Annotated in this window: 23 protein-coding genes; 11 read left to right on the top strand and 12 right to left on the bottom strand. The window is 45.6% G+C overall.

Annotation, left to right across the window (positions count from 1 at the left end; genetic code table 11):
* Positions 1-19: 19 nt before the first annotated feature.
* A complete protein-coding gene (locus BC343_RS07615; protein ID WP_238381722.1) occupies positions 20-2,176 on the top strand; it encodes a CehA/McbA family metallohydrolase domain-containing protein in 2,157 nt (718 codons plus the stop codon).
* 8 nt (positions 2,177-2,184) lie between these two features.
* On the opposite strand, the gene BC343_RS07610 is transcribed toward BC343_RS07615, so the two are convergent.
* Both BC343_RS07610 and BC343_RS07605 read right to left on the bottom strand, forming a co-directional pair.
* Positions 2,185-4,650 (bottom strand): hypothetical protein, encoded by a 2,466-nt coding sequence (locus BC343_RS07610; protein WP_078347175.1) that lies wholly within the window; start codon positions 4,648-4,650, stop codon positions 2,185-2,187.
* Positions 4,586-5,539: a hypothetical protein gene (locus tag BC343_RS07605; protein ID WP_143822094.1), complete on the bottom strand. Its 954-nt coding sequence runs from the start codon at positions 5,537-5,539 to the stop codon at positions 4,586-4,588. Before BC343_RS07605 ends, BC343_RS07610 begins: the two co-directional genes overlap by 65 nt.
* A gap of 202 nt (positions 5,540-5,741) precedes the next feature.
* Here BC343_RS07605 and BC343_RS07600 point away from each other — a divergent pair, with 202 nt between their 5' ends.
* The 3 genes from BC343_RS07600 (at position 5,742) to BC343_RS07590 (ending at position 7,523) form a co-directional block, all read left to right on the top strand.
* Positions 5,742-6,437: an adenylate/guanylate cyclase domain-containing protein gene (locus tag BC343_RS07600; protein WP_078347173.1), complete on the top strand. Its 696-nt coding sequence runs from the start codon at positions 5,742-5,744 to the stop codon at positions 6,435-6,437.
* A 62-nt stretch (positions 6,438-6,499) separates the two neighbouring features.
* Positions 6,500-6,859, top strand: a complete 360-nt coding sequence (locus BC343_RS07595) for a cupin domain-containing protein (RefSeq protein WP_078347172.1) — start codon at positions 6,500-6,502, stop codon at positions 6,857-6,859.
* Positions 6,860-6,917: 58 nt separating this feature from the next.
* A complete protein-coding gene (locus BC343_RS07590; protein ID WP_078347171.1) occupies positions 6,918-7,523 on the top strand; it encodes a DUF2238 domain-containing protein in 606 nt (201 codons plus the stop codon).
* Between the two features lie 90 nt (positions 7,524-7,613).
* Here the strand turns inward: BC343_RS07590 and BC343_RS07585 are convergent, their stop codons facing one another.
* Both BC343_RS07585 and BC343_RS07580 read right to left on the bottom strand, forming a co-directional pair.
* Positions 7,614-8,102 (bottom strand): cupin domain-containing protein, encoded by a 489-nt coding sequence (locus BC343_RS07585; protein ID WP_078347170.1) that lies wholly within the window; start codon positions 8,100-8,102, stop codon positions 7,614-7,616.
* Between the two features lie 111 nt (positions 8,103-8,213).
* Entirely contained in the window at positions 8,214-8,792 is a 579-nt protein-coding gene (locus BC343_RS07580; protein ID WP_078347169.1) for a fasciclin domain-containing protein, read from the bottom strand.
* 347 nt (positions 8,793-9,139) lie between these two features.
* Here BC343_RS07580 and BC343_RS07575 point away from each other — a divergent pair, with 347 nt between their 5' ends.
* Positions 9,140-9,931, top strand: coding sequence for a phosphatase PAP2 family protein (locus BC343_RS07575; RefSeq protein WP_162276837.1), 792 nt, complete (start codon positions 9,140-9,142; stop codon positions 9,929-9,931).
* A 117-nt stretch (positions 9,932-10,048) separates the two neighbouring features.
* Here the strand turns inward: BC343_RS07575 and BC343_RS07570 are convergent, their stop codons facing one another.
* The 6 genes from BC343_RS07570 to BC343_RS07545 all read right to left on the bottom strand — a co-directional run bounded on the left by BC343_RS07570 (position 10,049) and on the right by BC343_RS07545 (position 17,742).
* Positions 10,049-12,772 carry an alpha-L-rhamnosidase gene (locus BC343_RS07570; protein ID WP_078347167.1) on the bottom strand — a complete coding sequence of 908 codons (2,724 nt, stop codon included), beginning with the start codon at positions 12,770-12,772 and terminating at the stop codon, positions 10,049-10,051.
* Positions 12,773-12,936: 164 nt separating this feature from the next.
* A complete protein-coding gene (locus tag BC343_RS07565; protein WP_162276836.1) occupies positions 12,937-13,995 on the bottom strand; it encodes a polysaccharide deacetylase family protein in 1,059 nt (352 codons plus the stop codon).
* A 225-nt stretch (positions 13,996-14,220) separates the two neighbouring features.
* Entirely contained in the window at positions 14,221-15,567 is a 1,347-nt protein-coding gene (locus BC343_RS07560; protein WP_078347165.1) for a glycoside hydrolase family 140 protein, read from the bottom strand.
* Positions 15,568-15,581: 14 nt separating this feature from the next.
* Positions 15,582-16,790 carry a glycoside hydrolase family 172 protein gene (locus tag BC343_RS07555; protein ID WP_078347164.1) on the bottom strand — a complete coding sequence of 403 codons (1,209 nt, stop codon included), beginning with the start codon at positions 16,788-16,790 and terminating at the stop codon, positions 15,582-15,584.
* A gap of 27 nt (positions 16,791-16,817) precedes the next feature.
* Complete coding sequence (locus tag BC343_RS07550; protein ID WP_078347163.1) at positions 16,818-17,240, bottom strand: GNAT family N-acetyltransferase; 423 nt, start codon at positions 17,238-17,240, stop codon at positions 16,818-16,820.
* Positions 17,241-17,412: 172 nt separating this feature from the next.
* Positions 17,413-17,742, bottom strand: a complete 330-nt coding sequence (locus BC343_RS07545; RefSeq protein WP_078347162.1) for a hypothetical protein — start codon at positions 17,740-17,742, stop codon at positions 17,413-17,415.
* Between the two features lie 426 nt (positions 17,743-18,168).
* Between BC343_RS07545 and BC343_RS07540 the strand changes: the two genes are divergently transcribed.
* From BC343_RS07540 to BC343_RS07515, 6 genes are all read left to right on the top strand, one after another.
* The gene (locus tag BC343_RS07540) at positions 18,169-18,540 is read left to right on the top strand and encodes a hypothetical protein (protein WP_078347161.1); all 372 of its coding nucleotides are present in this window, start codon (positions 18,169-18,171) and stop codon (positions 18,538-18,540) included.
* Positions 18,541-18,742: 202 nt separating this feature from the next.
* Positions 18,743-19,264, top strand: a complete 522-nt coding sequence (locus BC343_RS07535; protein WP_143822093.1) for a hypothetical protein — start codon at positions 18,743-18,745, stop codon at positions 19,262-19,264.
* Positions 19,228-20,025: a sensor histidine kinase gene (locus tag BC343_RS07530; protein WP_078347159.1), complete on the top strand. Its 798-nt coding sequence runs from the start codon at positions 19,228-19,230 to the stop codon at positions 20,023-20,025. The genes BC343_RS07535 and BC343_RS07530 overlap by 37 nt, the downstream gene beginning before the upstream one ends.
* Positions 20,026-20,043: 18 nt before the next feature.
* Complete coding sequence (locus tag BC343_RS07525) at positions 20,044-20,712, top strand: response regulator transcription factor (protein WP_078347158.1); 669 nt, start codon at positions 20,044-20,046, stop codon at positions 20,710-20,712.
* Positions 20,713-20,949: 237 nt separating this feature from the next.
* Positions 20,950-21,207, top strand: a complete 258-nt coding sequence (locus BC343_RS07520; RefSeq protein WP_078347157.1) for a hypothetical protein — start codon at positions 20,950-20,952, stop codon at positions 21,205-21,207.
* A 39-nt stretch (positions 21,208-21,246) separates the two neighbouring features.
* Positions 21,247-23,802, top strand: coding sequence for a hypothetical protein (locus tag BC343_RS07515; protein WP_078347156.1), 2,556 nt, complete (start codon positions 21,247-21,249; stop codon positions 23,800-23,802).
* On the opposite strand, the gene BC343_RS07510 is transcribed toward BC343_RS07515, so the two are convergent.
* Together BC343_RS07510 and BC343_RS07505 are read right to left on the bottom strand one after the other, a co-directional pair.
* Complete coding sequence (locus BC343_RS07510; protein WP_078347155.1) at positions 23,799-24,257, bottom strand: phosphatidylglycerophosphatase A family protein; 459 nt, start codon at positions 24,255-24,257, stop codon at positions 23,799-23,801. The two genes, BC343_RS07515 and BC343_RS07510, sit on opposite strands and share 4 nt — an antisense overlap.
* Before the next feature lie 9 nt (positions 24,258-24,266).
* Positions 24,267-25,088, bottom strand: coding sequence for a TerC family protein (locus BC343_RS07505; RefSeq protein WP_078347154.1), 822 nt, complete (start codon positions 25,086-25,088; stop codon positions 24,267-24,269).
* Between the last annotated feature and the right edge of the window lie 3 nt (positions 25,089-25,091).

The following is a 25,091-nucleotide window of genomic DNA, read 5'->3' as shown; positions in this document are numbered from 1 at the left end:
ACTACAAAACTTTCCTATCTTGGCAAACCAATTTACATCTACCACGCCTATGGGAACGCTACACCGCAGCCCGCAAAAATTTGCGCGCGCCATTTTCTGTTGTTTATCCGCCACTGTTTTGTTGCTGGCAACTACCGGCCTCAACGCTCAAAACATAACCGTTGGCCGTAAAGGCTTTAATGCCAAAGCGGGCGTAAGCGTAAAACAGGATAAAGAAATAGTTACCGTAAGTTGGCCCGCGGGTGCAGATGGTACCGGGCGGATGCTGATAAACCTCAAAAAAGGCGAGCCGCTGTTCAGCAGTATTGGTTTAGTTAAAGGTACCGCCTATCGCGAGGTGATCAAAAATGTGAACCCCGAGTTTATCCTCACCGAAGGCAAACGCGACCTGATATCGCAAAACGGCTGGAATATCTTTTTTGATAAGGTGCCCCTGAAACCTCACCAGTCGTATAAAGTAACGCTGGATAAACGCTCGTTCAATATCAGTACGTCGGGCAGCCGCACGGTTATTAGTATTGGCGGTGTGGAAGCGCCAAACTTTAGTGGCGACCTGCAAATAACCCTTTACACCGGGCAGCCATTGTTCAATGTGGCGGCGGTAATTTCTACAGCGATAGATTCCACAGCTATTTTGTACGATGCCGGTTTGGTGGCAGATAAAAAGCCCGTGAGCAAAGTAAGCTGGAGCGATGTGTATGGCAAAGTACAAAGCGATAACGCTGCCGCGGCCGATACCGCAACCAACCTTGCCGTAAAATACCGCACGGTGCTGGGTAGCAATGCCGGCGGCAGCATAGCGGTGTTCCCCGCTCCGCACCAATATTTCTATCCGCTGGATGAGGCCTTTAACCTGAAGTTTGTTTGGTACGGCAACAACTACCGCAAAACGTTGGCTGGTTTTGGTATGGGCATAAGGCAAGAACTGAAAGGCGATAACCGCTTTGTCCCCTGGTTCAATGCGCCGCCGGGCACTAAGCAGCGCCTCAACTTTTTCTGCCTGTTGGGCACCGGCGATGCCGCCGCACTGCTGGAAAACGTAAAACGTTTTACCCATAACGATGTTTACAAGGTCATACCGGGTTACAAAACCATGGCGAGCCACTTCCACAACGAGTTTATTATGAGCGTGGTGCTGGCCGGCAAGCCCGTGCCCGAGAAACCCGCCTTTGTAGATGTGTTCAAAAAAATGAATGTGAACATGGTGCATTTGGCAGAGTTCCACTACACTGCACATCCAAAGGGCCCGGAGGACAAACGCCTGCTGGAACTAAAGTCGCTGTTCGACTTGTGCAAGCGCTCATCAACCAATGATTTCCTATTGATGCCCGGCGAAGAGCCCAACGAATTTTACGGCGGGCACTGGCTGCAGATATTCCCAAAACCGGTGTATTGGGTAATGTCGCGCGAGGCAGGCAAGCCTTTTGTTACCGAAGATACCGAGCATGGCAAGGTATACCATATAGGCGACAAGAACGATATGCTGCAATTGCTGAAAACCGAGAACGGCTTAGCATGGACCGCACACCCGCGCACCAAAGGCTCTACGGGCTATCCGGATAAATATAAAGATGAAGAGTTCTTTAAATCGCCAACCTTTTTAGGCGGCGCCTGGAAAGCCATGCCGGCCGACCTGTCGCAACCTCGCCTTGGCAAACGCGTGCTTGACCTTATGGATGATATGAACAACTGGGGCCTGAAAAAGAAAGTAATATCCGAAGCCGACCGGTTCACCATCACCCACGAAAACGAGATGTACGCCCACATGAACATCAATTATCTGCGCATGAACAAGCAGCCACAATTCAACGCAGGTTGGCAACCTGTAGTGGATGCCATGCAACAGGGCAGCTTTTTCTCTACCACGGGCGAAGTTTTAATAAACGACTTTACGGTAAACGGCAAACAAAGCGGCGGTACGGCTACCCTATCTGCGAACGGCAACGCCAATATCAGCTTTAAACTGGACTGGACCTTCCCAATGCAATACGCCGACATTATATCGGGCGATGGTAAAAAGGTCTACCACGACCGCATAAACCTTGATGCTACCAAAGCCTTCGGCGTACAAACCTTCAGCAAAACCCTCAACCTGAAAGGCAGGACATGGGTACGGCTGGAAGTTTGGGATGCTGCCGTAAACGGCGCATTTACGCAAACGGTTTGGTTGAAATAGTGCCGAATCTATTTACCTTTAATGCCCAAAAAATCGCGCAGGTAGCTACATTCGTTTACAGCTAATTTGTAATACTTGGTGTTAGCGTAATTATTTTTCAGCTCGTTGAAGAAAGGGTTTTGCCTTAGAGCTTTTTGATATTTACTATTATTGCCTTCATAAGCATAACGGTCTTCACCAAGATCCTCATAGTTTATCTGCTTTTGCCTGCATTTTGCCAGCATGTAAGTGCATTTGGCTTTAAACTCGGCATTATTGCTCAGGTCGCGTGCTTTACGGTAGTAAGTTTCGGCATTGGCGCTTTGTATGTAATCTTCGTCGTAATAATGCTCTTTACGCCTGCCTGCATCGCTTGCTGCCCAACCATAGCTGATATAGCTCCAGGAATTGCCGTGGGTGCCTGTATTGTATAAGCCTGTTGCATATTTATAATAATTGGCGGGGTCGTTAGGCGATGCTTTCATCTTTTGCTGCAAAGCATACATGGCGTTGGCAAAGCCTAATTTAGAATAGCCCTTCGAATTGTCGATGAGCCATACCTTTGGATAGTCTGCCAACCTGTCGATAAACGGGTCGGAGCCATGATTTTCGTTATTCCAAATCAGGTTAGTTTGCAGACTATCAAGATATGGTTTTCCCACTTTTTTAAAAGCCGCGGCGGCCTTGTCGTATTGATGATGGCGTAGGTAAGTTGTACCCAACAGGTCGTAAAGTTCTTTGTCATTATGTAAACGCAACCCATCCGAAAGCAGTTTTAAATAGGCGTTCTGTGGTGGGTTGTTTCTCCAGGCGATAAGGGTGCTAACCGAGGCCGGGTGCAGGTAATTTCGCCAAAAGTCGAGGGTCACACTGCCGAAATAATAACCTTTATCCCCAGGCGCATCTCCTTTGGCCATGGCTGCCGCTGCTTTAGCTACAAACCCTTTTTTGTAATAAGCAGGTGCTAATATGGTTTGATAAAAATTACGCGCCGATGCGCTGAAGGGGCGTTCAGAATAAAAACTCCAGATATAATAATTATCGATATGATTAACACGATAGCGTTCGCTCTTTACCTTCTCGTCCAACCACTTTAATGAGGGTAGCATTGCCGCTTCGTCCATCTCATCAAACTTTTGTATGCCTTGCGCTATGAGCAGCAGGTTGATTATCTGTTTTTGGTCTTGCAGTTTGCTGCGTAGCTTCACATTATTCAGTTCGGAAAGGTATTGTTGCCCTGCTTTGGTATCGTTCTTAATCCAGGCCAGGTAGGCCTGCACCAATTTACCCAAGCCATAGTCGGGGTTAAGGCGTTCGTTAAAAAGTTGCGTGCAAAACTTGTTAAGGCCGTTAAAATCCTTTAACGCTGCTTTGCTTAAACTCTCGGCATTTACATCGTAATACCCGTTGAACGACATTACGGGGCTTGCTATTGGTGGCAGGCCTTTAGTTACCTTCTGATCCAGATAAGCCTCCTCCAGTTTATTCACCTCTCGGGCCAACAATATACCCACCACAGGCGAAGCAGGTTCGCAGCCGTAAATATCTTTGAGGTGCTGTACATTAAAATGTGGGTCGCCTAATCCGTTAATGGCGTATATCACGGCTTTTTCGTGGTCGCTTTTTGCCAGGTTCAATACCTGCTCGGGCCGGGCATTAGTGTAATTATAGTTACGATAGGCCTGCACCCTGCGCTCGCGGTATTTCTCGAACACCTGCGAAAACATGTAAGCCGATTTCACGCTATCCGCTTCCATCCCTGCCTGTAATGCCAGTGCCCAACCCTTTACGTGGCTTACCGACTTCACGCCCGCAATATGCTGCTCATAAATTTTGCTTGCGGGTTTAAACTCACCGGCGTAACGCAGCAGCCTTTGCCCCTGATAAAAATAACGCAGTTTCAAAAAGCCATCGGTAACAGCCTCCCCTCTTTTTAACGCCTCGTTGCCTAAACGCGCCAATGCTGTGGTATCGCGCGGGATTGGGTCCCAATAATCGGTTTTAGCGGCGTAGCGCTCGGCTTGTTTAGCAAAACGGTAGTAGGCCAATACATCTTTACGTTGTTTGGCACGAATACCTATTAAAAAGCTATTGCCGCGTAAGCTATCAGGCAGCGATCCCTTGCCCGCCAGGTATTTTATTTGCAACAGGCTATCAGCTTTTCTATCGAGCCCATACATAGCCCTTTCTATATCGGCCGCCTTTATTCCTCCGCCTAAATACGTTGCCCATTCGGCGCTGTTAATGGCGGCCTCGCTGCCGGGTTCGGCCTCATCATACAAAAAGGTATAGCCCGAAAAGTTAAAGGGCTTATAATCGTTATTATCGGCCAGGTTGTTATGAAAAAAAGAAATGTAATAATCGTAAGGGTCGGGCTCGGGGCCGCAGGCTATATCAATGGCCGTACTTGCCAAAAACACGGCAATAAAACTAACGCAGTATTTCAGCAGTTTCCCGCAGTTGTTGGGGCGTATATTTTTTAAGGATATCTTCATCTAAGTGGAAGTAGATCAGGTTCAGGGAATCAGTTTTTATTAGTGGCGAAAGGTAGCCGGCAAGCTTATTCAAGTCCCCCGTTTCGGCATCCTCCCATCGTACTTCGTCGTTTCGCAATAAGCCGTATTCGGGCAAATTATCCAACGCGCGGTACATATTTTTCCCTATAAATATAAACTGTTTTTTATTCTGCAGGTTTGTAATTTTTACTCTTTTTGAGATACCTGCGTACTGCTTATCCCTAAACACAACGGCCCAGCTAAAAAGCGGAAAGCCTACATCCATAGGCAAGGAATAACTGCCCACATTTTGATCAGCGTACTTCTTCAACTCCACCATATCCAGTATCGAGTTTTGATTGCCATACTTGCGCAGGTTGCCCATATTGTAGCACATCAGCATCACCCTGCTTACGGGCGGTACTCCATTGCGCTTCAAATTTTTCAGTTGGTGCAGGCGCAAAGTTGCCGATAGCCTGATGCCCTTAAGCGCCGGCTGCCGGGCCAACTCTTTTAACAAGTAAAAATAATTATCGCGGGTGGTGGCGGTCCAATCGCAGTCTATTTGCAGTTCGTGATAGCCCTGCTTACCGGCCTGCTTTACTTTACCGTTCACAAAGGTGCTTATTTTGGCAGCGAGGCTGTTCAGTTCGGGTTTACCTGCACTGCGCAGTATATTATTCACTATAAAAACTACCGGCACTATATTAATGCTGTCGGGCAAAGCAGCGCTGAATGTAACGGGCGACACCGGTACAGCCGCGCCGCTTTGTGCATCCCTGTATACGTCAATTATGCGTACATACAAGTTGCGCACTTTTAGCTGCTGCAAATAGCCTTGTTCAACCGCCGTGGTTTTGTAATTGGTTTTCCAATAATAAAAAGCCACATTAACGTTATGCGGCCGGTTGCAGGCGCAAAGCATACATAATAAAAACAACAATAGGCGGCATCTCATCAGCATCAAAAATATCATTATTAGTGCTAAACAGGCTCTTTGTGTCAACCCAATATCACGAAAACATTTTTTGCCATTTTGTTTGAAATGTAAACGCCACTTGGTCGTCTGATAGGTATATACTCACAAACTCATGGAAAACAATTACCTAACATATACACCGGTTACAGGCGCTACGGCGGCCGCACCTCCCGAGGAAAAAGAACTCGCCATATTATTTTTAGACGTCCGGAATTTCACCGGCTTAATGGAAGCCCAGCCAGAGCAGCAAGTGATACAGGTGGTACGCCGCCTGTTTACTGCCTTTAACCAGATCATTAAAAATTTTAGTGGTAAGGTGGTAGAAACCGCCGGCGACAGCCTGTATGCTGTATTTGGTTTGCAGGATGATATCCGCGAGGCCGTAAACAACGCTTACCAGGCAGCAGGTGCCATGTTCAAAACCATCGGCCTTTTTAACGATTCGTACACGCAAGGCGGTGAGAACGCCCCTTTAGAAATGGGTGCCGGCTTGCATGCGGGCAACGTTTATGTAGACGAATTTGCGCTGGAAGGCACACCAAAACTATCGGTAATGGGCCTGGCCGTTAACATAGCAGCCCGCTTACAGGCAAAAACCAAGGAGCTGAATAACGACCTGCTGATATCCGAGTATGCTTACCAATACCTCGGGCAGCAGCACTTATCGGCCGGGCACCAAACCGTAACCTTGCAGGGAATTGAACAACACCAGCGTGTGCGTTTGGCGGGGAAGCCTTATTATCAAAACCTGCTTTTGGGTACCGTTGCCGGCTTAAGTATGGATTATCTTTTGGCCATTTCTGGTTAAGATTTAAACTCAGTACACCGTAGCCGGGTTTATTTTATTAGTTTGGCGGGCAAAGATCAGTTATGATAAAAGCTTACAAACTATATACCGGCGAAGACGGGCACTCGCACATCAAAACAGGAACGGTTGCGCAAGGTGTACTCAACCAGGCATCAAGCATCCGTTTCCAGGAATCGCCCCCGCATTCATTCTACGATTGGCACAATGCGCCAACTACGCAATACGTAATTACCATCACTGGAACATTAGAGTTCGAGACCGCGCTGGGCGAAACCTTTTTGCTTAAACCCGGCGAACTATTGATAGCCATGGACACCACCGGCACCGCCCACCAATGGAAAATGCATGGCGAGGACCCATGGAAAAGGATTTACGTAGCCTTTGATGAAGGGCAGGAAATTAATTTTGTTGAGGACTTATAATCAGGGACAGTATTATCAAGGTGCTTAAATTCATGCAATTATTTTATAATTTACAGGCATGAATAAGCACCTAACCTTAGTTATCCTGTTTTTTATAGGGCTGATAGCATCCGCCATAAACCCGCACGACTATTTTACCTGGATGCTGGAAGTACTGCCTGCCATTGTAGGTTTTATAGTGCTGATGCTAACCTACAAACGCTTTCAATTCACCTATTTCACCTACGTGGCCATACTACTGCATTGCTATATACTGTTTATTGGCGGGCATTACACGTATGCCGAAGTACCGGCCTTTAACTGGATACGCGATGCCTTCCACCAAACCCGTAACAACTATGATAAGGTTGGCCATTTTGCGCAGGGCTTTGTACCGGCTTTCATCGTGCGCGAATTGTTTATCCGCAAGCAGGTTATTCAAAAGCGGGGCTGGCTGGCCTTTTTAACGGTATGCGTTTGCATGAGCATCAGCGTTACCTACGAGTTTATAGAGTGGTTGGTATCGGTAATGACGGGCGAGGGCGGCGATGCCTTCCTGGGTACACAAGGTTATATTTGGGATACGCAAAGCGATATGCTTTTCGCTACCATCGGGGCTATAGTTATGGTGGTGTTTTTTGGAAAGATACAGGATAAGTTTATTGATGTGCAGATGAAAAAATAAATTCTGTAAGAGTGATTAGATACTTCAAATTCTTAGTGCATTTGAGCATCATCTGCACATTTGGAATCTGAAATCTGCACATCTACCCGCTCATCGGCAAAGCCTGTCAAATAGTTCCTCGTTGCCCGGATATGCCGCGGTTATCTCAGCTTTCTCCGCCATCTCAAATTCGCTGAACTCGAAACCCGGTGCTACTGCGCAACTAACCAGAGCGTAACCCGATTTAGAGGGTATCTCGGAAGCAAACCAAAGCCCGGCAGGCACTACTAACGACAGGCTTCCATTAGGGCCGTCGGACAGTTCATGTGCTTCGGGCTTGCCATCCTCCGCAATAATGTGCACCGTAAGCGGCGAACCTTTGTGGAAATACCAAATCTCATCAGATGCTATACGGTGGAAGCCCGAATAGTCCTCCCCTTCCAGTAGGTAGTAAATTGACGTACATGCCTGTAATACTTTTGCCTCCCCTACCCTGTTCACCTGTTTCTCTGATCGGAAAACTTCTTTATAATAACCACCTTCGGGATGTGGCTGTAACGATAAATGTTTTATCCAGTAAGCGGCATCGGGTGTTTGCATGGTGCGGGTGTTTTGCCCAAATGTACTAATATGTGCCGAACATCATTATTGTATAAACAACAAAACCCGGCACTGAAGGCCGGGCTTTGCATATAGTTTTAGTTTGTAGGTTTACTTGGTGGGCAACAGTACGCCATTTATGCCGTTCACAATGCCGTTAGCGCCAATCAGGTCGAACAGGGTTACCTGTGCCGAGCTGCCTGCTGCATTGGTTATTTGCAGTTTACTGCCTGCTAGTGATAGCGTAAGTGTTTGCCCGTCGATAGTGGTAACTGTAGCTTTACCTTTACCCGCTTTAAGGGCGGCAATAATTTCTTTTTTACCGTATTTACCATTCACTACGTGGCCTTTAAGTATAGTGGCCAGTTTAGCGGGGTCTTTGCTTAAGCTATCAACCTTGGCGGGGCTAAGCGCATTGTTATGCGGCGCAAATATGGTGTATGGCCCCCCTGTTTTTAAGGTAGAATCGAGCTTGGCTGCCTTTACTGCGGTTAAAGCATCGCTGTAATCGGCATTGCTGGCCAGTGCGCCTACCACGTCAGTTGCGCTTTCTACTTTAGCAGTATCCTGTGCAACTTTTTTGGTTGTATCTGTAGTTGTGGTTGTAGTTGGTGTTGTCTGTGCAAAAACGCGGCTTGCTGTAACATTCAGTATTAATAAAGCTGCCGCTGCAAAAATCGATCGTTTCATAGGTGTTCCTGTCTTTTTAGATTTCGGTTATAAATATTTGTTTAATGCGTAAAGCTTTATCGTATATAAAAAAGTATTTATTAGTTATTAACTGTTAGATAAACCCCGCATAAACGCATATTGTTTACAAAAAATTTGCATTTTGTTTTATTAGCCCTATTTTGTGGTACCCCCGGGCATATTTTTAATGCTGCAAATACTTAATCGATCAAATACCCGTTCATGTTAACTTATTGAAAACAAATCGTGAAAACGGATGTCATTTCCCTACGGCTATGCATCCAAACTTTCTACAGATTGTTTTTATAAATAGCAGCATTTTTAAATTATACCCCATATACACTGGTTTGAAAAAGGCCCTTTTTATCATCTTAAGCATTTCAACACTTACCGCAAATGCGCAAATAAAGGTTAGCACCAAAGATTCCCTCAAAACAGATTCTGCCAACCTGCTGGCTTTGCCCGATACAGTAAAGCCCTTGCGGAGTAAATGGCCATCGTTTATTCCCCCGGCAGTTTTTGTTACTTACGGCGCCTTGTCTTTTAAAGTGAAAGCTATCCGCGACCTCGACTTCAGTATTGATCGCGATGCACAGCAAGACCATCCGGGCAACCTATACCCCGTAGAAAACTATCTTCAATATGCTCCAATCGCCCTGGTTTACGGTTTAAACTTTGCAGGTGTGCATGGCAAAAACACTTTCATTGATAGGTCGATATTGTTAGGGATGTCTGAAGGGATATTCGGTTTGGTAACTTTTGGCTTGAAGAGCTCATCAGACAGGCTGCGACCCAACGGCGCCGACCGCCTCTCTTTCCCCTCGGGGCATTCTGGCAGCGCGTTTGTAGCCGCCGAATTTATGGCGCAGGAGTATGGTGATAAATCGCCCTGGTATGGTGTATTGGGCTACACCTGTGCATCGGCAACCGCTATTTTAAGGGTTTACAACCACAAGCACTGGTTTAGCGATATTGTTGCCGGTGCCGGCTTTGGTATATTATCTGCCAAGGCGGCCTACGCATTGTACCCCCTATTCAGGAATAAACTTTTCCACGACGATAATTCTAAAAAGCAAACGCTTATTATGCCAACGTTCAATAATGGTGTGGTAGGGTTTGCGTTTACTGCGCAATTGTAAGTTACCTCTTGTCATGCTGAGGTACGAAGCATCTATTAGCCGACTTGCATTGTGGTAATGCATAGTTCGCGAATAGATCCTTCGCTCTCGCTCAGGATGACAAGAGAAATACAAATCCTACTTTTTCACGTCTATCGGCACAGTATAATGATACGTGCCCGAGCCAAGCTCTACCAGCACGTAACTTTCCTGCCCGTATGTTGGCTGAAAAGGCTTGCCGCTTTTTAGCGGCTGCCCGTCGTCGGTTACGCTTGCCGCATCTTTGGCGGGGATGTAAACCGACGCCGTTGTATTTACAGGCACCGTAACATCAAGCGTTAGTTGCCCATTGCTTATGGCCCATGCGGCGCTTGCCTTCCCGTAATAGGTTAACAAACTTGCCGATGCATTGCTGAAACCACCACCCGGGTGCGGCATTATTTTGATGTGCTTGTAGCCGGGCGCATCGTTGTAAGTATCCAACCCAACCATGGTGCGGTACATCCAATCGCCAATGGCGCCATACGAGTAATGGTTAAAGGAGTTCATGGTAGGCGTTTCGAAAGTTTTATCGGGTTTTATACCATCCCAACGCTCCCATATGGTGGTAGCGCCCATCTTAACAGGATACAACCAGCTTGGGTAAGTATCCTGCAGCAGCAGTTTGTAAGCAACATCGGTATAACCAAAACGGCTGAGCACCTGGCACAGGTACGGTGTTCCCAAAAAGCCGGTAGTAAGGTGGTCGCCGTAAGCCTTTACATTATTGGCCAGCCTGGTTGCCGCTTGCTGGCGAAGCTCCTCGGGCAGCATATCAAAGTTCAATGCCAAAACATAAGCGGTTTGCGTACCCGATACCATGCGCCCGTTGGCCGTAACATATTCGCGCATAAAGGCCTCCTTAATGCGTTTCAGGTTTTTGCCGTAAGCCTCGTAGTCGTCGGTTTTGCCTAATACCTGCGCAGCGTTTATCAGCAACTGGGTAGAGTAAGCGTAAAAACATTGCGCTATCAGGTATTTATCGGTTACGGCAGATGTACCATCGGTATCGTCGTTCACGCTGTAAAACAGCCAGTCGCCAAAGTGGAAGCCGGTGTTCCACAGGTCGTCTTTAGCGCGGTTCTTCATAAAATCTACCCAGGCCTTCATGCTGGCGTATTGGTTGGCCAATACCTGTTTATCGCCATAGGCCACGTACATATTCCAGGGTATAGCGGTAGCAGCTTCGCCCCAGCCTGCGCTTCCGGCATCATTTTTAGTGAGTACGTTGGGCACCACAAAAGGAACTGCTCCGTCGGGGCGTTGGTCGGCAGGGATATCCTTCAGCCATTTCGCGAAGAAGTTATCTACGTTCATGTTAAAAGTGGCCGTGCGCGAAAATACCTGCGCATCACCTGTCCAGCCCAAACGTTCGTCGCGCTGCGGGCAATCGGTTGGCACATCTAAAAAGTTGCCCTTTTGCCCCCATTGTATGTTGTGCTGCAATTGGTTAACCAAAGCATTTGATGAGGTGAAAGTACCCGTAGGTGCCATATCCGAGTAAAGCGTAATCGCCGTAAAATCATCGGGGTTAAGCTCGCCGTTGTAGCCTTCTACTTTAATAAATTGAAAACCATGGAAAGTAAAATGCGGTTCGAACACTTCCTCGCCATCTCCACTTAAAATAAAGTTATCCTGCGCTTTTGCCGAACGGAGGTTATCGGTATAAAAGTTACCATCCTTATCCAGCACCTCGGCGTGCGATATGGTTATGGTTTGCCCCTTTTTGCCTTTCAGCCTGATCTTAACCCAACCTACCAGGTTCTGCCCAAAATCTACTATATGCTCGTTCTTTTTGTTTTTGATAACGCGCAGGGCCTTAAAAGTTTCGTGTTTGGTGATAGGTTCGTTATAAGTGGCTAATAGATTCTTATAACCATAATCGGCTACTTGTACCCCGCTCCAACCCTTATCGTTATAACCATTAAGCGCCCAGCCTTTTTTAATTTTGCGATTATCGATGGTTTCGCCGTTGTAAATTTCAGAGTAGGTTATTTCCCCGGTAGATGATTTCCAGCTATCATCGGTAACCACAACTTCCGATGTACCGTCGGTGTAAGTAATGTGCAATTGCATCAGCAGGGCAATATCTTTACCGTACTTATTGGCAGCATTGGTAAAGCCGATGGTGCCACGATACCAGCCGCTGCCCAGCGTAACGCCGATGGTGTTGCTGCCGGCGGCTATCATATCAGTAACATCGTAGGCCTGGTATTGCAGGCGCGTTTTGTAACTCGTCCAACCCGGGGTGAGGTAAGCATCGCCTACCCTATGCCCGTTTATCTGCGCTTCGTACAGCCCGTGCGCAGTGATAAAGGCAATTGCCGAACTCACCTTTTTTGCCGATGAGAACGATTTACGGAACATTGGCGAAGCGCGAAGGCTATCTTCAGTGTAGCCGGGGCCTATCCATTTGGCCTGCCATTCGCTCTCATTAAACAACGATGTTATCCAATACCCTACCTCGCTCCATGCCGAAGCTTTTTTGTTGTTGTCCCAAACACGTACCTGCCAATAATATTTGGTGTGCGATGCCAGCGCTTTTCCTTTGTAACCAATATGTACCGACGAATCTGAAGCTACCTTTTTAGAATCCCACACCAGCTTACGAAAATCGGCATGGGTGCTTACCCTTACCTGGTAGGCGCTTTGCGTAACATTACGCACCGGCGAGGCTAACTCCCAGGTAAAACGCGGCACAGGCATATCCAACCCGATGGGGTTGCTGCGGTTCTCTACTAATATTTTACTTACCGAAACCTGTGCATATGCGCAAGCGGCACTCCAGGCGAAGAGGATGGCGAGGGCAAAAAACTTTCTCATGTGTTGGTATAAAACGGCAATAAACCTTGCCGCCGGGGTTTATAAATGGCAAGGCAAAAGGTAGGATTTATTACAAAGTATTACAAGCCTATCAACAGCATTTTTAGGTAGGATTTTGATAAAATGATAATACAAAATGACCGCTTTACGCGCGTACTGGCTACCTATTTTGCGGACTTAACAGGCTTAACGCGCACAAAATCAATAGTGATGTATTCGGGGCCGGGCACGGCATCAAACAGCAGCATATTGGCGGTTTGTTTAAATGGCATTTTTCGCCCTTTGCGCAATATGCGGTAAACCGAATAGCCATTGGTATTTATATTGATGGTGAGCGGTTGGTCGAAATTCTTACGGTTACTCAGGGTATCGGTAAGGCTTAGTTTCCAGCGCCAGCCTTCGCTTTCCACCAACTTCAGCTTAGCCGAGTTGCGCTCTTTGTGATATTGTATTACGTTTTTAAAAGGAGCTATCCAAAGCGATGCCTTGCGTTTATCAAGCTCTTTCAAGTGTTTTTCGAAAACTTTGCCGGGGGTAATTATCCAGCCGTTTTCTATACCATGATAGGTTGGGCAAAACCAGCCGCCGGCAGCAATGGTTTCGTCGATATACTTTCCGAAGTTATTCATGGTTTCAGCGTCAGTTATCATCTGACTGTTGATCATATAATAATCCTCGTTGGTTTTGGCAAAATTGTAGGCGTTATACGGTTGTAGTTTGTTTTGTGTAGCACGTGCCGCAATAAAGTATGGCGCTATAGTTTTACGTATGGCTTGATCTTTAGCAGAATAGCCGCCGCCTTCACCATATGGATAGGCCAGTGTAATCATCTGCTGCGCCGGCACCAACATATTCATGTGTTTGCTGGCATCGGCAACTTCGCGCCTTACAGCATCAAGGGGTATCTTTATAAAGTGCGGATGTGTAAGGGCGTGGTTGCCGATTTCATGGCCTTTTAATGCTGTTTCATTGATATCTTCCCAACTGATACGCTGGTTGTTAACAATAGCAACCACTGTAAAAAATGTACCCTTAAAGCCAAATTTATCAAGCAACGGAACAGCGATACTGTACTGACCGGGGATACCGTCGTCAAAAGTAAGACTTACTGCTGCCTGCCTGTTATGAAACCATGGCGCTATAGTGTAATTTAATTGCGCAGGCACCTGCGCTAACGACGCAAAGCTTACAAAACAGCCTACAACAGAAAAAAACAAGCGCATTAGGTGCATACCGACTTAAAAAGTCAAAAATTATACAAATAATTAAAAAGGTAGGTACGGTTAATTAAAAAGTTATTAACAACTGACACGATGGACAGGAATTATGGCAATAATGGGGTGGCGTTTTTAACAGGATTAAGGGATCGATGGATATAAACAGGACTATTTTGGGCTTCCACAGATTCTTTTTGATTTCACCGATGCACGTACCATCAGGTACTGTTTTTACATCTTATAACCCTTGGTATCATCAAACAATATTAACACCCAGTCTTGCCCGTAGCCCGTTGATGGTGGCGTGAATTTGTTTGGTTGTTGGTTGGCTACTTGTGGGAGTTCGGTTATTTTTCCGTTGCGTGGGTCGAGCCAGAGGGCTTTTAGTTTTTGGCCTTTTATTTTACCGGGAAGTACGGTGAACGGTTTGCCGGCTGCCGTGTATACCAACAAATAATCGGAGCCACGGGTGGCTTGTATACGATCCGCGGGGCCATAGTTATTTTCTACTATAATAGATTGATCAGGAACCCTGTCTGTTAGTGGGAATGCCTCCATCAGTTTACGTACAATACTCATTTGTTTGGCGCCGGGTAAGTCGAGCGCATCATACCAGTAGTGGAGCGGCCCGTTCAACGGCTCGTGCTTTGGCGAATACATTTGCCATACATCATGGCAGCCATAGGTATGGCCAAAGGCACCGGCAAACAGATCGAGGTAGGCATATTTGCGCACATCGTAAGCGCTGGAAGTTCCCAAGTCTGCAGCGTTGAAACAAACAGGATGGTCCTCGTATATTGGTTCGGCATCTATTACCGGTTTCAAAGGCAGCGCATTATAACTCGCTATTATCTTATCATATATCGGCGTATCGCGGCAATGCCCGTTTTGGAACATATTAAAGCTGAACCAATCCTCGCCCCTAAACCACTCTGCCGAACCCAATTGGTTTGGCTGGCAATGGTAACTGATGAGCGCTTTCCCATTCGTGGCCTGCATAATAGCTTTGCCCATAGCGCGCCAAATAGCAATATCAGCTTCGCCGCGTGGTTGTCGGTCACCACCGAGCACCCAAATAATGTTGGCTTTGTTTTGATAGCGTTTGGCCAGCCATGTTGCAAAAACCGCAGCATTGGCGGGGTTAAATATCTCTGGTCCCTGCCCCCAGGTGCTTTTAAAAACCTTATCGCCCCAGGTGGGTAGCAAGGCTATGGCAATGCCATATTGGTTCGCCTTATCAATTATGTAGTCTACCTGCTCAAAATACTTTTCGTTGGGTTTGGTGGGGGTATCACCTATCAATGGCTTTTCGCCGTAAGCATTTGGGGTATGCAAACCGTCGAGCTCGGCAAGCGCAACTGCTTGTACCACTGTGAAGCCTTGCTCGCTCCTATGCTTCAGGTATCTGTCGGCCTCTTCCCTATCCAATCTGTGAAAAAGTTCCCAGGCGGTATCTCCCAGCCAAAAGAATGGTTTACCATTCTTTAATATATAGTGCTTGCTGCCGTCAACCGTAAACTGAGCGAAGGCCGCCATTGTAGAAACAAGAAGAATTAAGGTTACCAGTACTTTTTTCATCGTAGCTTAACTAATTATTTAGCCTCGCGTAATTGGGTTTTACGGATAGCTGCGGGTTGAATAGCAGGTAAGTTATTTGCGGGCTTATCCAAATAGAAATAGGCGGTAGATGCAATATCATCGCGGCGGTAAAAATTCGTCCAGCCGTCGGGCATATTCTTATTCAGGGTAACTACCTGCCCCGGCTTATAGTAATGATAAAGTTTACCCGACGATATGGTGACCGGGATAAGCGGTGCACCTTCCTTTTGATATCGCATCACGCTATCGCGCATAGCACCTCCAATTTGTTGCATAGTTATGCGTAGGGCGGTTTTAAAGAAAACAGGGTCGGGCACGTGATACCGGTAAAATGCCCATTGCAGCAGGCTGTCGCTGGCTATGGTACAGCCGCTATAACGGGTAATGTATTTACCCTGCCCCCAACCTGTACCAATATAGTCTTCGGTACCGGTGCCATTTAGGGTTGGGTAGGCTTTATCGTCATCAACAAACATCTTTACTTCCCCCTCGCCAAACCACGATTTACGGTATTGAGGATTAGCATTCACGCCAATGTTCACACCCAAAAAACGCCCTTTGCCCTCTACACGAGGCAGCAGTTCAAAATCTTTAGCAAGCATGGTAGAGGTATCGCGATGCCAATAGGTATGAAAATAAAGGCTGTTACCGGCATTTGCGCCTAACAGATAATCTACATCAAAGTAAATATCGTGCAGCGAAACGCCCGACTCGTTAGTAACCACAATCTTTGCCCCGGTTTTAAAAGGCATAGGTATATAACAAATGAACGAGCGCCCCTCGGGGTTGGCAAACAGTTCGTTCTCAAAAGCGCTGGTTTTGGCCAGCCCCGCACCAAAAAAATCGCCAAAGGGTGCCGATACCGCCGGCTTTGTTTCGCCATCCCAAAACATTTCTATTTTAAGGCCGCGCAGCATTTGCGGCGAGCGGTCGTTAATGGTAACCCAGATACGTTTAATAACGCCTTCGCCTTGTATATCTAATAGCGCTTTAGCTGCACCGGCTGGTATCGAATCGGCCGGGTGGCCTTTGGCTGTGTTGTTCTCTTTACCGCCCTGCCCTTTTTGCCCGTTAAAGTTTTCGGGGCTGCTCCAGCGGGTTTCCGCTTGTTCATTGTAACTGTAAAGTGCATCACCCTTTTGCTTGGGCGTGCAAGATGCAAGGCAGGCCAGGGCCGCGGCAGTAAAAAGGAAGGCTTTCATTTGATGGGTTTATACACAAAAGTGTATTTAAACTTTCAGATCATCAATGTTATCCAGCAAAAAACTATGCGTAAAACGCGTCATCCCTGTTTTGGGGTAATAATCAACCGCGGCCGGGGCAGCAAGCAATATCAGCTTGGCTTTAGGTGTATGGCGTTTGGTTTCTTTTATCAGGCGTATGCCTATCCCCTGCCGCTGTAGCGACTGATCGACTGCCAGATCCGACAAGTAAGTACAAAACGCAAAATCGCTAAGGCTGCGGGCTATGCCCACCAGGCGGCCATCTAACCGGGCGGTTACAATAAGGTTGGCGTTTTGGCACATCAGTGCTATCCGTTCGGCATCGTCAACGGGGCGGCGTTCGCTTAGGGTGCTGCGTTTTAGTACATCAACAAATTCTTCGGGGTCAAGCGTTTCTTCACGCTGGTAGGTAATTTCGGGGCTTGGCATTGTTATAAAGTTTTAAATGATATTCAAATTTTGTGAATAACAAAAGCTATCCGGTAGTCCAAAAAATAAAAATGCTATGCGCCTGTTGTTCAAATGCATCGCCCCTAAAAACAAAAAAACGCTTCGGCCCTCATTCCGAAACGTTTTTTTAACTGGCCGAAGCGCTTACTCTTTAATCGTAGAACTCCGGAGATATGGCAATGGCCAGCAGGTCTTTATGATGTTTGTCAAATATTTTTTTCCACCAAAACTGGTAGTTGCGCGGATAAACCACCTGCTCAAGGTTTTCGCGTTTGGGCAGGTTTTCCATAGCCAGTAATTTAAACATTACTTTGCGCGAATGGTCTACTACTGCGTGCGAGCGCTGGGTGTAGCCAAAAATGCTGTTGATCTCGCGATTGGTTTTCCCCACGAGTATCATCATAAAAATTTGGATGTGCAGCGTTGAAAAGCCTTTGGTTTTAAGGTTGGGCCGGGTGAGTGCTACATTTTGAGTTTTCATAGTGTGTATGGTTTTAAAGGTTAAAATGAACTAGCGAATAATTAATATTTCGTATCAGTTACAAACAGTCTATGAATTTAAACCAATCAGGTTTTAGGGTTTAAAGAGACTCCGATGCTAAATCGTTGCCGCTTAGTTTCCTAAAGTACGTTGACGGGTTAAAAGCAGATTTACGCACTTCATTCACTTAAGCTATAATTAATGCCTGTGTTCAGCATTAAAAAGCTTGTTCATTTTGTTCATTATTATTCACAGCTAAATACCGCATATGCATTTCAGAAAATTGATTCACGGGTAACACAAAACGCCTATATTTACCACTGTAGGCGTACTTATTTACGGCAAGTAGCATCCCCCCTGCAGGGTATTAATTTAATTAATACGTAATTAACCTAAATCCCTAATAGTTAACCTTTAAACAAAAACATGAGCACTAACTCAACTCCCGACAACAGCATCCCATTAGAAACCGCCAAAGCCTGGGCAGCAAACTGGCGCACTTTTTTATCAACAACCCAACAAAGTTTCGAAGGCAGGTCATTTTTTATCCCTATAGATTCTATTAACAACCTTTTGGCCAACAGCCCAAACCTTGAAGGCGTACGCGCGTACATTGGGCTGGAAGACGAAACCGATCCGCTAAGCGCTAAACTGGTGATGGTTGCAGTAGTTAGTGGCGACGAAGTACTTACTTTACCGGGAAGCACCGGCAACAACGGCCCTTACGGCCCGGTTGATATGGTTACCGTTTGCCCGCCACACTGCCCGGTAACTAACGGCCCAACTTTAGAAAGCTAATTAAAATTTACGCCTGAGATGTTTGTAAGCTTTGGTATCTTTAAGGCTTACAAACACCCCCCAGGTAATGTTATTTTTTATTTATACTACTTTCGTAGTCCCCCTTACAGTATTAATACCAATAGTTTACGGTTTTAAAAACTACAGTAACCTACCCCGCGCATTTAAAATAATTTTAGCCTTTATTATTTTTTCTGCCTTTATGAATACCAGTTCTACGATTGTAGCTCGTGTTTTCCACAAGCAAACCACTGGTTTTTTCCACGTTTATACCCCATTTGAATTTGCTTTTGTTATTGCCTTCTTTGCCGAATTTTACAACACAAAAATTCGTAATATGCTATATGTGCTTATAGCGGCATTCGCTATTTTTTGCGTGCTTAATACTGTTTACTTGGAAAGCATGATGCAGCTGGATGGCAATGCACGCTCTGTAGATGCCATAATACTTATAGCCTGCTGTATGCTGTTTTTTGCCAAGAATAACAATGATTTGGATAGCCGTTGGGCTGACCATGCAAGCAACTGGATAACGGCCGGGCTTCTATTATATTATAGTTGCTCGTTATTCATGTTCATATTTTTCAACAAAATGACGGAGGCGGGCATCATGTCTGATATCATCATTTACATTTACGCTACTATTTTAGCTATCGAGTATATTTTATTTGCAGTAGGGTTTAACAAATGCAGGGCACAACAGGCAATATCTATATCCAAATGATATTAGGGATGAGCGGAGCGCTCATCCTGGTAGTATCGTTCATCCTATTTAACATACGCAATCAAAACCGGCTGTTAAGGCAACGCCAGCAGTTTCAACAGGCCGAGATTGCCCACCAAAAAGAATTGCTGGGCGCGGTAATACAATCGCAGGAAGCCGAACGCAAACGTATAGGGCAAGATCTGCACGATGATGTAGGCACAACCCTATCGGGCCTGCGCCTGCTTATAGAAATGTTTAAGCCTGCCGATGTTAAAGACCCGCAGTACCTGGATTTTATACGCTCAAGCAAAGCCACTATTGACAAGGTAGTAAGGGATGTAAGGCATATATCGCACAACCTATCACCTGCCACACTGGGCTACTACGGGTTGGCCGCTGCTGTTTTAGAGCATAGCGACATTATTAATCAATCGGGCCGGTTAACCATTGATGTGGTAAACGATGCGGAAGAAAAGCTGGAGAAGTTGCCGCTGCCTGTTGCAACAGCACTTTACCGTGTGCTGGAAGAGTTACTGAACAATACTATAAAACACTCAGGAGCAAGTGAAGCTAAAATACATTTTACCGAGGCGCAGGATAACATACAGATCAATTACAGCGATAACGGCAAAGGCCTTAGCGGCAGTGCCGAACAGTTTAAAAAAGGCATGGGTATGCAAAATATCGAAAGCCGCCTAACCAATATCAATGCTGTTTATGATATATCCAGCGGCCCGGGGCAGGGCTTTGCTTTGCAGGTAAAATGCCCCGCTGCTTAACCACATATAAATAGGACAATGAATAAAATAGGTGTTGCCATTGTAGACGACCAAAACCTCTTCCGCCAGAGTTTGGCTATGCTCATTAATTCGGTTGATGAACTGAACCTGCTAAATGACAGCGCCGGCGGACGCGAGTTCCTGGATGCTCTTCCTGCGCTGAAGGACAGTGTTGATGTAGCGATAATTGACATGGATATGCCCGGCATGAACGGCATTGAATTGAACAAGGCGCTGCACGAGCAATACCCCAATATACGTGTAATTGTACTTTCGGTACATGTAAACGAGGCACTTATTACCAAAATGGTTAACGCCGGCGCAGCATCATACCTGGCCAAAAACTGCGATAAAGACGAATTGGTGCTGGCCATAAACACCGTTTACAAAACCGGTTTTTACTTTAATAACCAGGCATTAAATGCTATACGCAACAGTGCCAACCACAAAAGTAACTCCAACAGCCTGCTCAGCCATTTGCAGATATCGCTTACCAAACGCGAACGCCAGATACTGGAGCTGATATGCAAAGAATACAACAACGCCGAAATTGCCGACCAGCTTTTTTTGAGTGTGCGCACAGTTGAAGGGCACCGGAATAACTTAATTTCGAAAACTAACTGTAGAAACACCGCGGGTTTGGTGCTTTTTGCCATTAAATTCGGACTGTTCGAAATACCTTTTTAAAGGCAAGTAGAACTACGTGATTTTTAAATCAGGTGAATATACAAGAATCCCCTACACTTGTAACTATTGGTTAATTTTTAATTAAAATACCACAATAATTCATCTTTAAGATAATTTTTCAACCAAACCGAATATAAAACGCACCCTTTAGAACCAATTCTTACTTTATACATTTTAAAAATCTGTAAACTTAATTTATATATTTACGTACAAGGAAACATTCTACAAAGTTGTAAGATGGATATTGTTTATATTATAAACCAAATAAAGTATGATATTTTAACCGTTGGCGGCAAACCCGCCATACGGGCATACAACTTATTATCCGATACTCCCCTATATTCAATTGGCTACGATGAGAGCGAACTGTGCAGAGAACTTGAATACAAACTACAGCTTGTTGCCGATGAATACCACACCGGCAGGAGCATATCGTACGGAGCAGTATCGAAAAACTTTACAGTTAGGCAGTGCATCGAGTTAGTTATAGTATGAGTAACAGTTTAAGGCCCCCCAAAACGAGTTTAACCGTTCATGACTACATTCCTAAATTATTATCTCGAAATATTAAAGCAAAACGTACTCGAAAAATCGGGTTTTAAAAGTATTGCGCCCGGCGATTGCAGGGTTATATCTTACAAAATATTCGATAACACTAAACACAGTGTAAGCGAAACCACCCTGAAAAGGGTTTATGGCTTCGCCTACAGCAAATTTCGCCCATCGTTATTCACTATTGATGCCATGGCCAAATATTGCGGCTACGATGGTTGGGACGATTTTTGCGCCAAACAAGAAGCATTACGCGCCAACACACCTCAACCTAACGTAAACTGGGATACACTAAAGCACAACGCGGCAAAAATAACCAACTTTACGCTGCAGGCCCTCAAAAACAAATCGGGCATACCTTACACGCAAACCATTAAACGCCAGTTTATTGACCAACACCTCGCCGAATTTTTGCAGGGCGACTATACAGCTACGGTACTGGCTGCACCTGCCGGCTATGGTAAAACCATTGCCCTTTGCCATTGGGTTGAAGAGCAACTGGCGCTAACATCTGCCGGGGTGAACAACGATGTAGTTTTATTTTTTAGCAGCAGCGCGCTTATGAACGTTTTTTTAAGCGGGCGCGACCTGAACGACTGGATGCTGGGGCTGCTGGGCTACACTACTGATAAAGACCTGCAATCGTTAATAGATAATGATGGCCGCCGCGAAGGCAATTTTTATTTGATCATAGACGGCTTAGATGAACACTCTTATAAATCAGAACAGTTTAGCTTGCTGCTTAACCAGGTGAACGATGTTTGCTCGCTGCACCAAAACACCAATTGGTTTAAGCTGATACTTACCATGCGCGCCTCTACATGGGTAAATAACAGGCACGAGTTAGAACACAACCCTGATGTTTGGTTCACCGGTTTTATTAATAACAAAAACCTGCCCGAAACCAATGTACCGCTCTTTAGCACCCATGAGATAAAAGAACTCTGCCTTAAAATAAACCCGGCCATACAAAACTTTATGGCCATTGATATTGCCGACAATTTTAACCACCCGCTATACTTTCAATTTTACTATAAACAATACAAGGATGATTTTTCGTTAAGCAACGCCAACCATGTTTGCCTTTACGATTTAATATCAACCTTCCTGCTCAATAAAGTTTATATGGGTGCGCATTCGGCCGAGAAAATATTGCTGATGCATGCGCTGATAGGCCAGTTGGATTTAAAAGCCGGCATTTTTGAATTTGACAAGCTAAAAGTAAACAGCCTTATTAAACAATACCCGGCAGCTTATAACGACCTGCTGAGTGTTGGCTTTTTACGCGAACTGAATATAAGCGCCGACCTGCGTTTCCGCACGGTTATACAATTTGGCAACAGCAACTTTTGCGATGTTTCTATAGCCCGCGACCTACTTCAAAAAAATGATAATATCTTCGATTGCAAAATGGTAGCCACCATTAACAATAACCTTACCGACGGGCAAAAGCGGTTACGGGTTATTAAATGGTGCGTGGTGTATGCTGCTAAAACAGGGCAATTACAAAACTTCGACTGCCTGGCAGAAGCTAACCTAAGCCCCGCGCAAAAATCAGAACTACTGGTTTTCCTGGGCGAACTGTTAGAAAAAGCATGCTCGCCTGTGGCACAGTCTGAACATATTGTGCAATACTTTAAAAAAGATTGCAGCGACGGGCTTTTTAACTACTTCTTCGGCATAGAGCTCATCAGCGCCGAGTATAAAAAGGCAATGCAAACGCTGTTGAAATTTAAGCTAAGTAATAAAAAGAAGATATTAACCTACACTTCGCTGGCAACTATTGCCGCCCTGCAACTTGATATTGAGCAGTTGGAGCAATACCTGGGCAAACTAAAAAGTATTGAGGCAGAAGAGTACCTGCACTTTGATATTAACCCGCTGCATTGTATAGATGCCATTTACCAATTTTTTAAATATGGCGTTATTAAAAAGGGATTTTTTAATGATATTACGCAGTTTGTATTTAACCCGCCGGTGAAAAACGGGGAGCTTAAACAGCCGGAAGTAACCGATATTGTGGCACTGATAGCAGGGTATGGGCTTGCAATTGGCAGAAGCCCCCGTAAAACGCTACGTTATATTCGCACATTAAAACAGGTGTATCAAACCTACAACCAGCCATCAAGCGTCGACCGCTTTTTTATGGAGATATTAACGGCCGATTCGTACTTCATGCTGGGCAACACCGAAGAATTTAATAACAGCTTTGCCATATTAGATAGTATTTACAAAGATCAGGCTGATGGCGGCACACCCTACATGCGTTCGACTTATTACTCATCTAAAATAAAGCTGGCTGTGTTAGAGAAAAACTACCGGCCAATAGCAGCTTATTTAAAGATACAGGCAGATATTTCGCAGGAAACAGGTATAGTGTTGCCGCGGCTATTTATGGCTATTTACCTGCAAAGCAATGGCGACATAGCCCTAACCGACCCTCAATTGCAAAAACAAGTGCAATACGATTACAACAAAATACTGCGCGACCGTGGTATCAGCGCCGCCATATTTGTTAATCCGGAAGTGGTGAATTAAAGCAGGTTGTAAAAGTTGAGCACAATTACAGTTACTTGCAACACAACGTTACCGTAAACGCCGGCCAACACATCATCCATCATTACCCCTGTGCCACCGGGCAGGGCCTCCATTTTGCGGATGCCCAGGGGTTTTACAATATCAAAAAAACGGAACAGCACCAACCCCGCCAGCAACAAGTATAAGTTGGCGGGGATAAACAGCATGGTAACCATCATGCCGGCCACCTCATCTATCACCACGCGGTAGCTATCTTTCCCCCATTCGGGCTCTACTTTGTTGCCAACGTAAATGCCTAAAAAGGTTACCAGCACAGTGGCTATAAACAAGAAGTATGCGGGGTAAATATCCAACTGCCATATAGCCCATATCAACGGGCAGGTAACAATGGCGGCCAATGTGCCGCCACCCTTTGCATAGCCAATGCCGAAAATAGATGCAATAAGTTTGTTCATGCCTGCAGCTTAGCTTTTATCCAACACATCTTCTGCCGCTTCGGCAACTTCCGGCTCAATAGTATGCTTTTTGGGGAAGTTAAATAGTAACGAAGTAATAACGGGTATCAGGAAGATTGCAACCGTGAATACCGATACTGCGATATCAGCAGTTTCGCTTTCCATTACTTTAGAGAATGGCGTTTCGGGGTAAAAGTGTACGTAAAGCGATGAAGTTAATTTTATACCCAAAACGCCTATCACAATAAAGGCAACGGTTTCCAGGAAAGTGAATTTCTCCATCAGCTTCACAAAAGCCTGCGCTACAAAACGCATGGCCAGTATGCCTATGAACACGCCGGTGTATATTAAAAACACATGGTCGGTAAAGGCTACGGCAGCAAATACGTTATCTATCGAGAAAGCAAGATCCATCAGTTCAACTAATGCAACAGTGGCCCAAAAGGTGCCGATAGTGCCTACAGTAGCCTTATACAGCCAGTTTTTCTCTTTGTCAACGTTTTCATCCTCGCCGCCTTCTTCTTTTTCGCTCAGTTTGCCTTTAAAATAACCAAAAGCAAGGTACATCAGGTACAAGCCTCCCAAAGGTTTAAGCCACCATATTTTCACCAGCCACGATGCCAGGAATAAACAAACACCGCGCAGGACATAAGCACCTATAATACCGTATTTGAGCGCCCGGCTGCGTTGATGAGGCGGTAAGTCGATAACCATGGTGGCCAGCACGGCAGCGTTATCTACCGAGAGCAAGCTTTCAATAACAATAAGGTTTAAAATTACCAGTAGGCCAGCTTTAATATCTTCGCCAAGCAGGGTGTGTAAAATGTCCATGTA

Origin of the sequence: Mucilaginibacter pedocola (genome assembly GCF_002013915.1) — a bacterium.
Classification (GTDB): domain Bacteria; phylum Bacteroidota; class Bacteroidia; order Sphingobacteriales; family Sphingobacteriaceae; genus Mucilaginibacter; species Mucilaginibacter pedocola.
The sequence above is the reverse complement of the archived record's forward strand: the minus strand, read 5'-3'. Positions and strand labels throughout refer to the sequence as shown.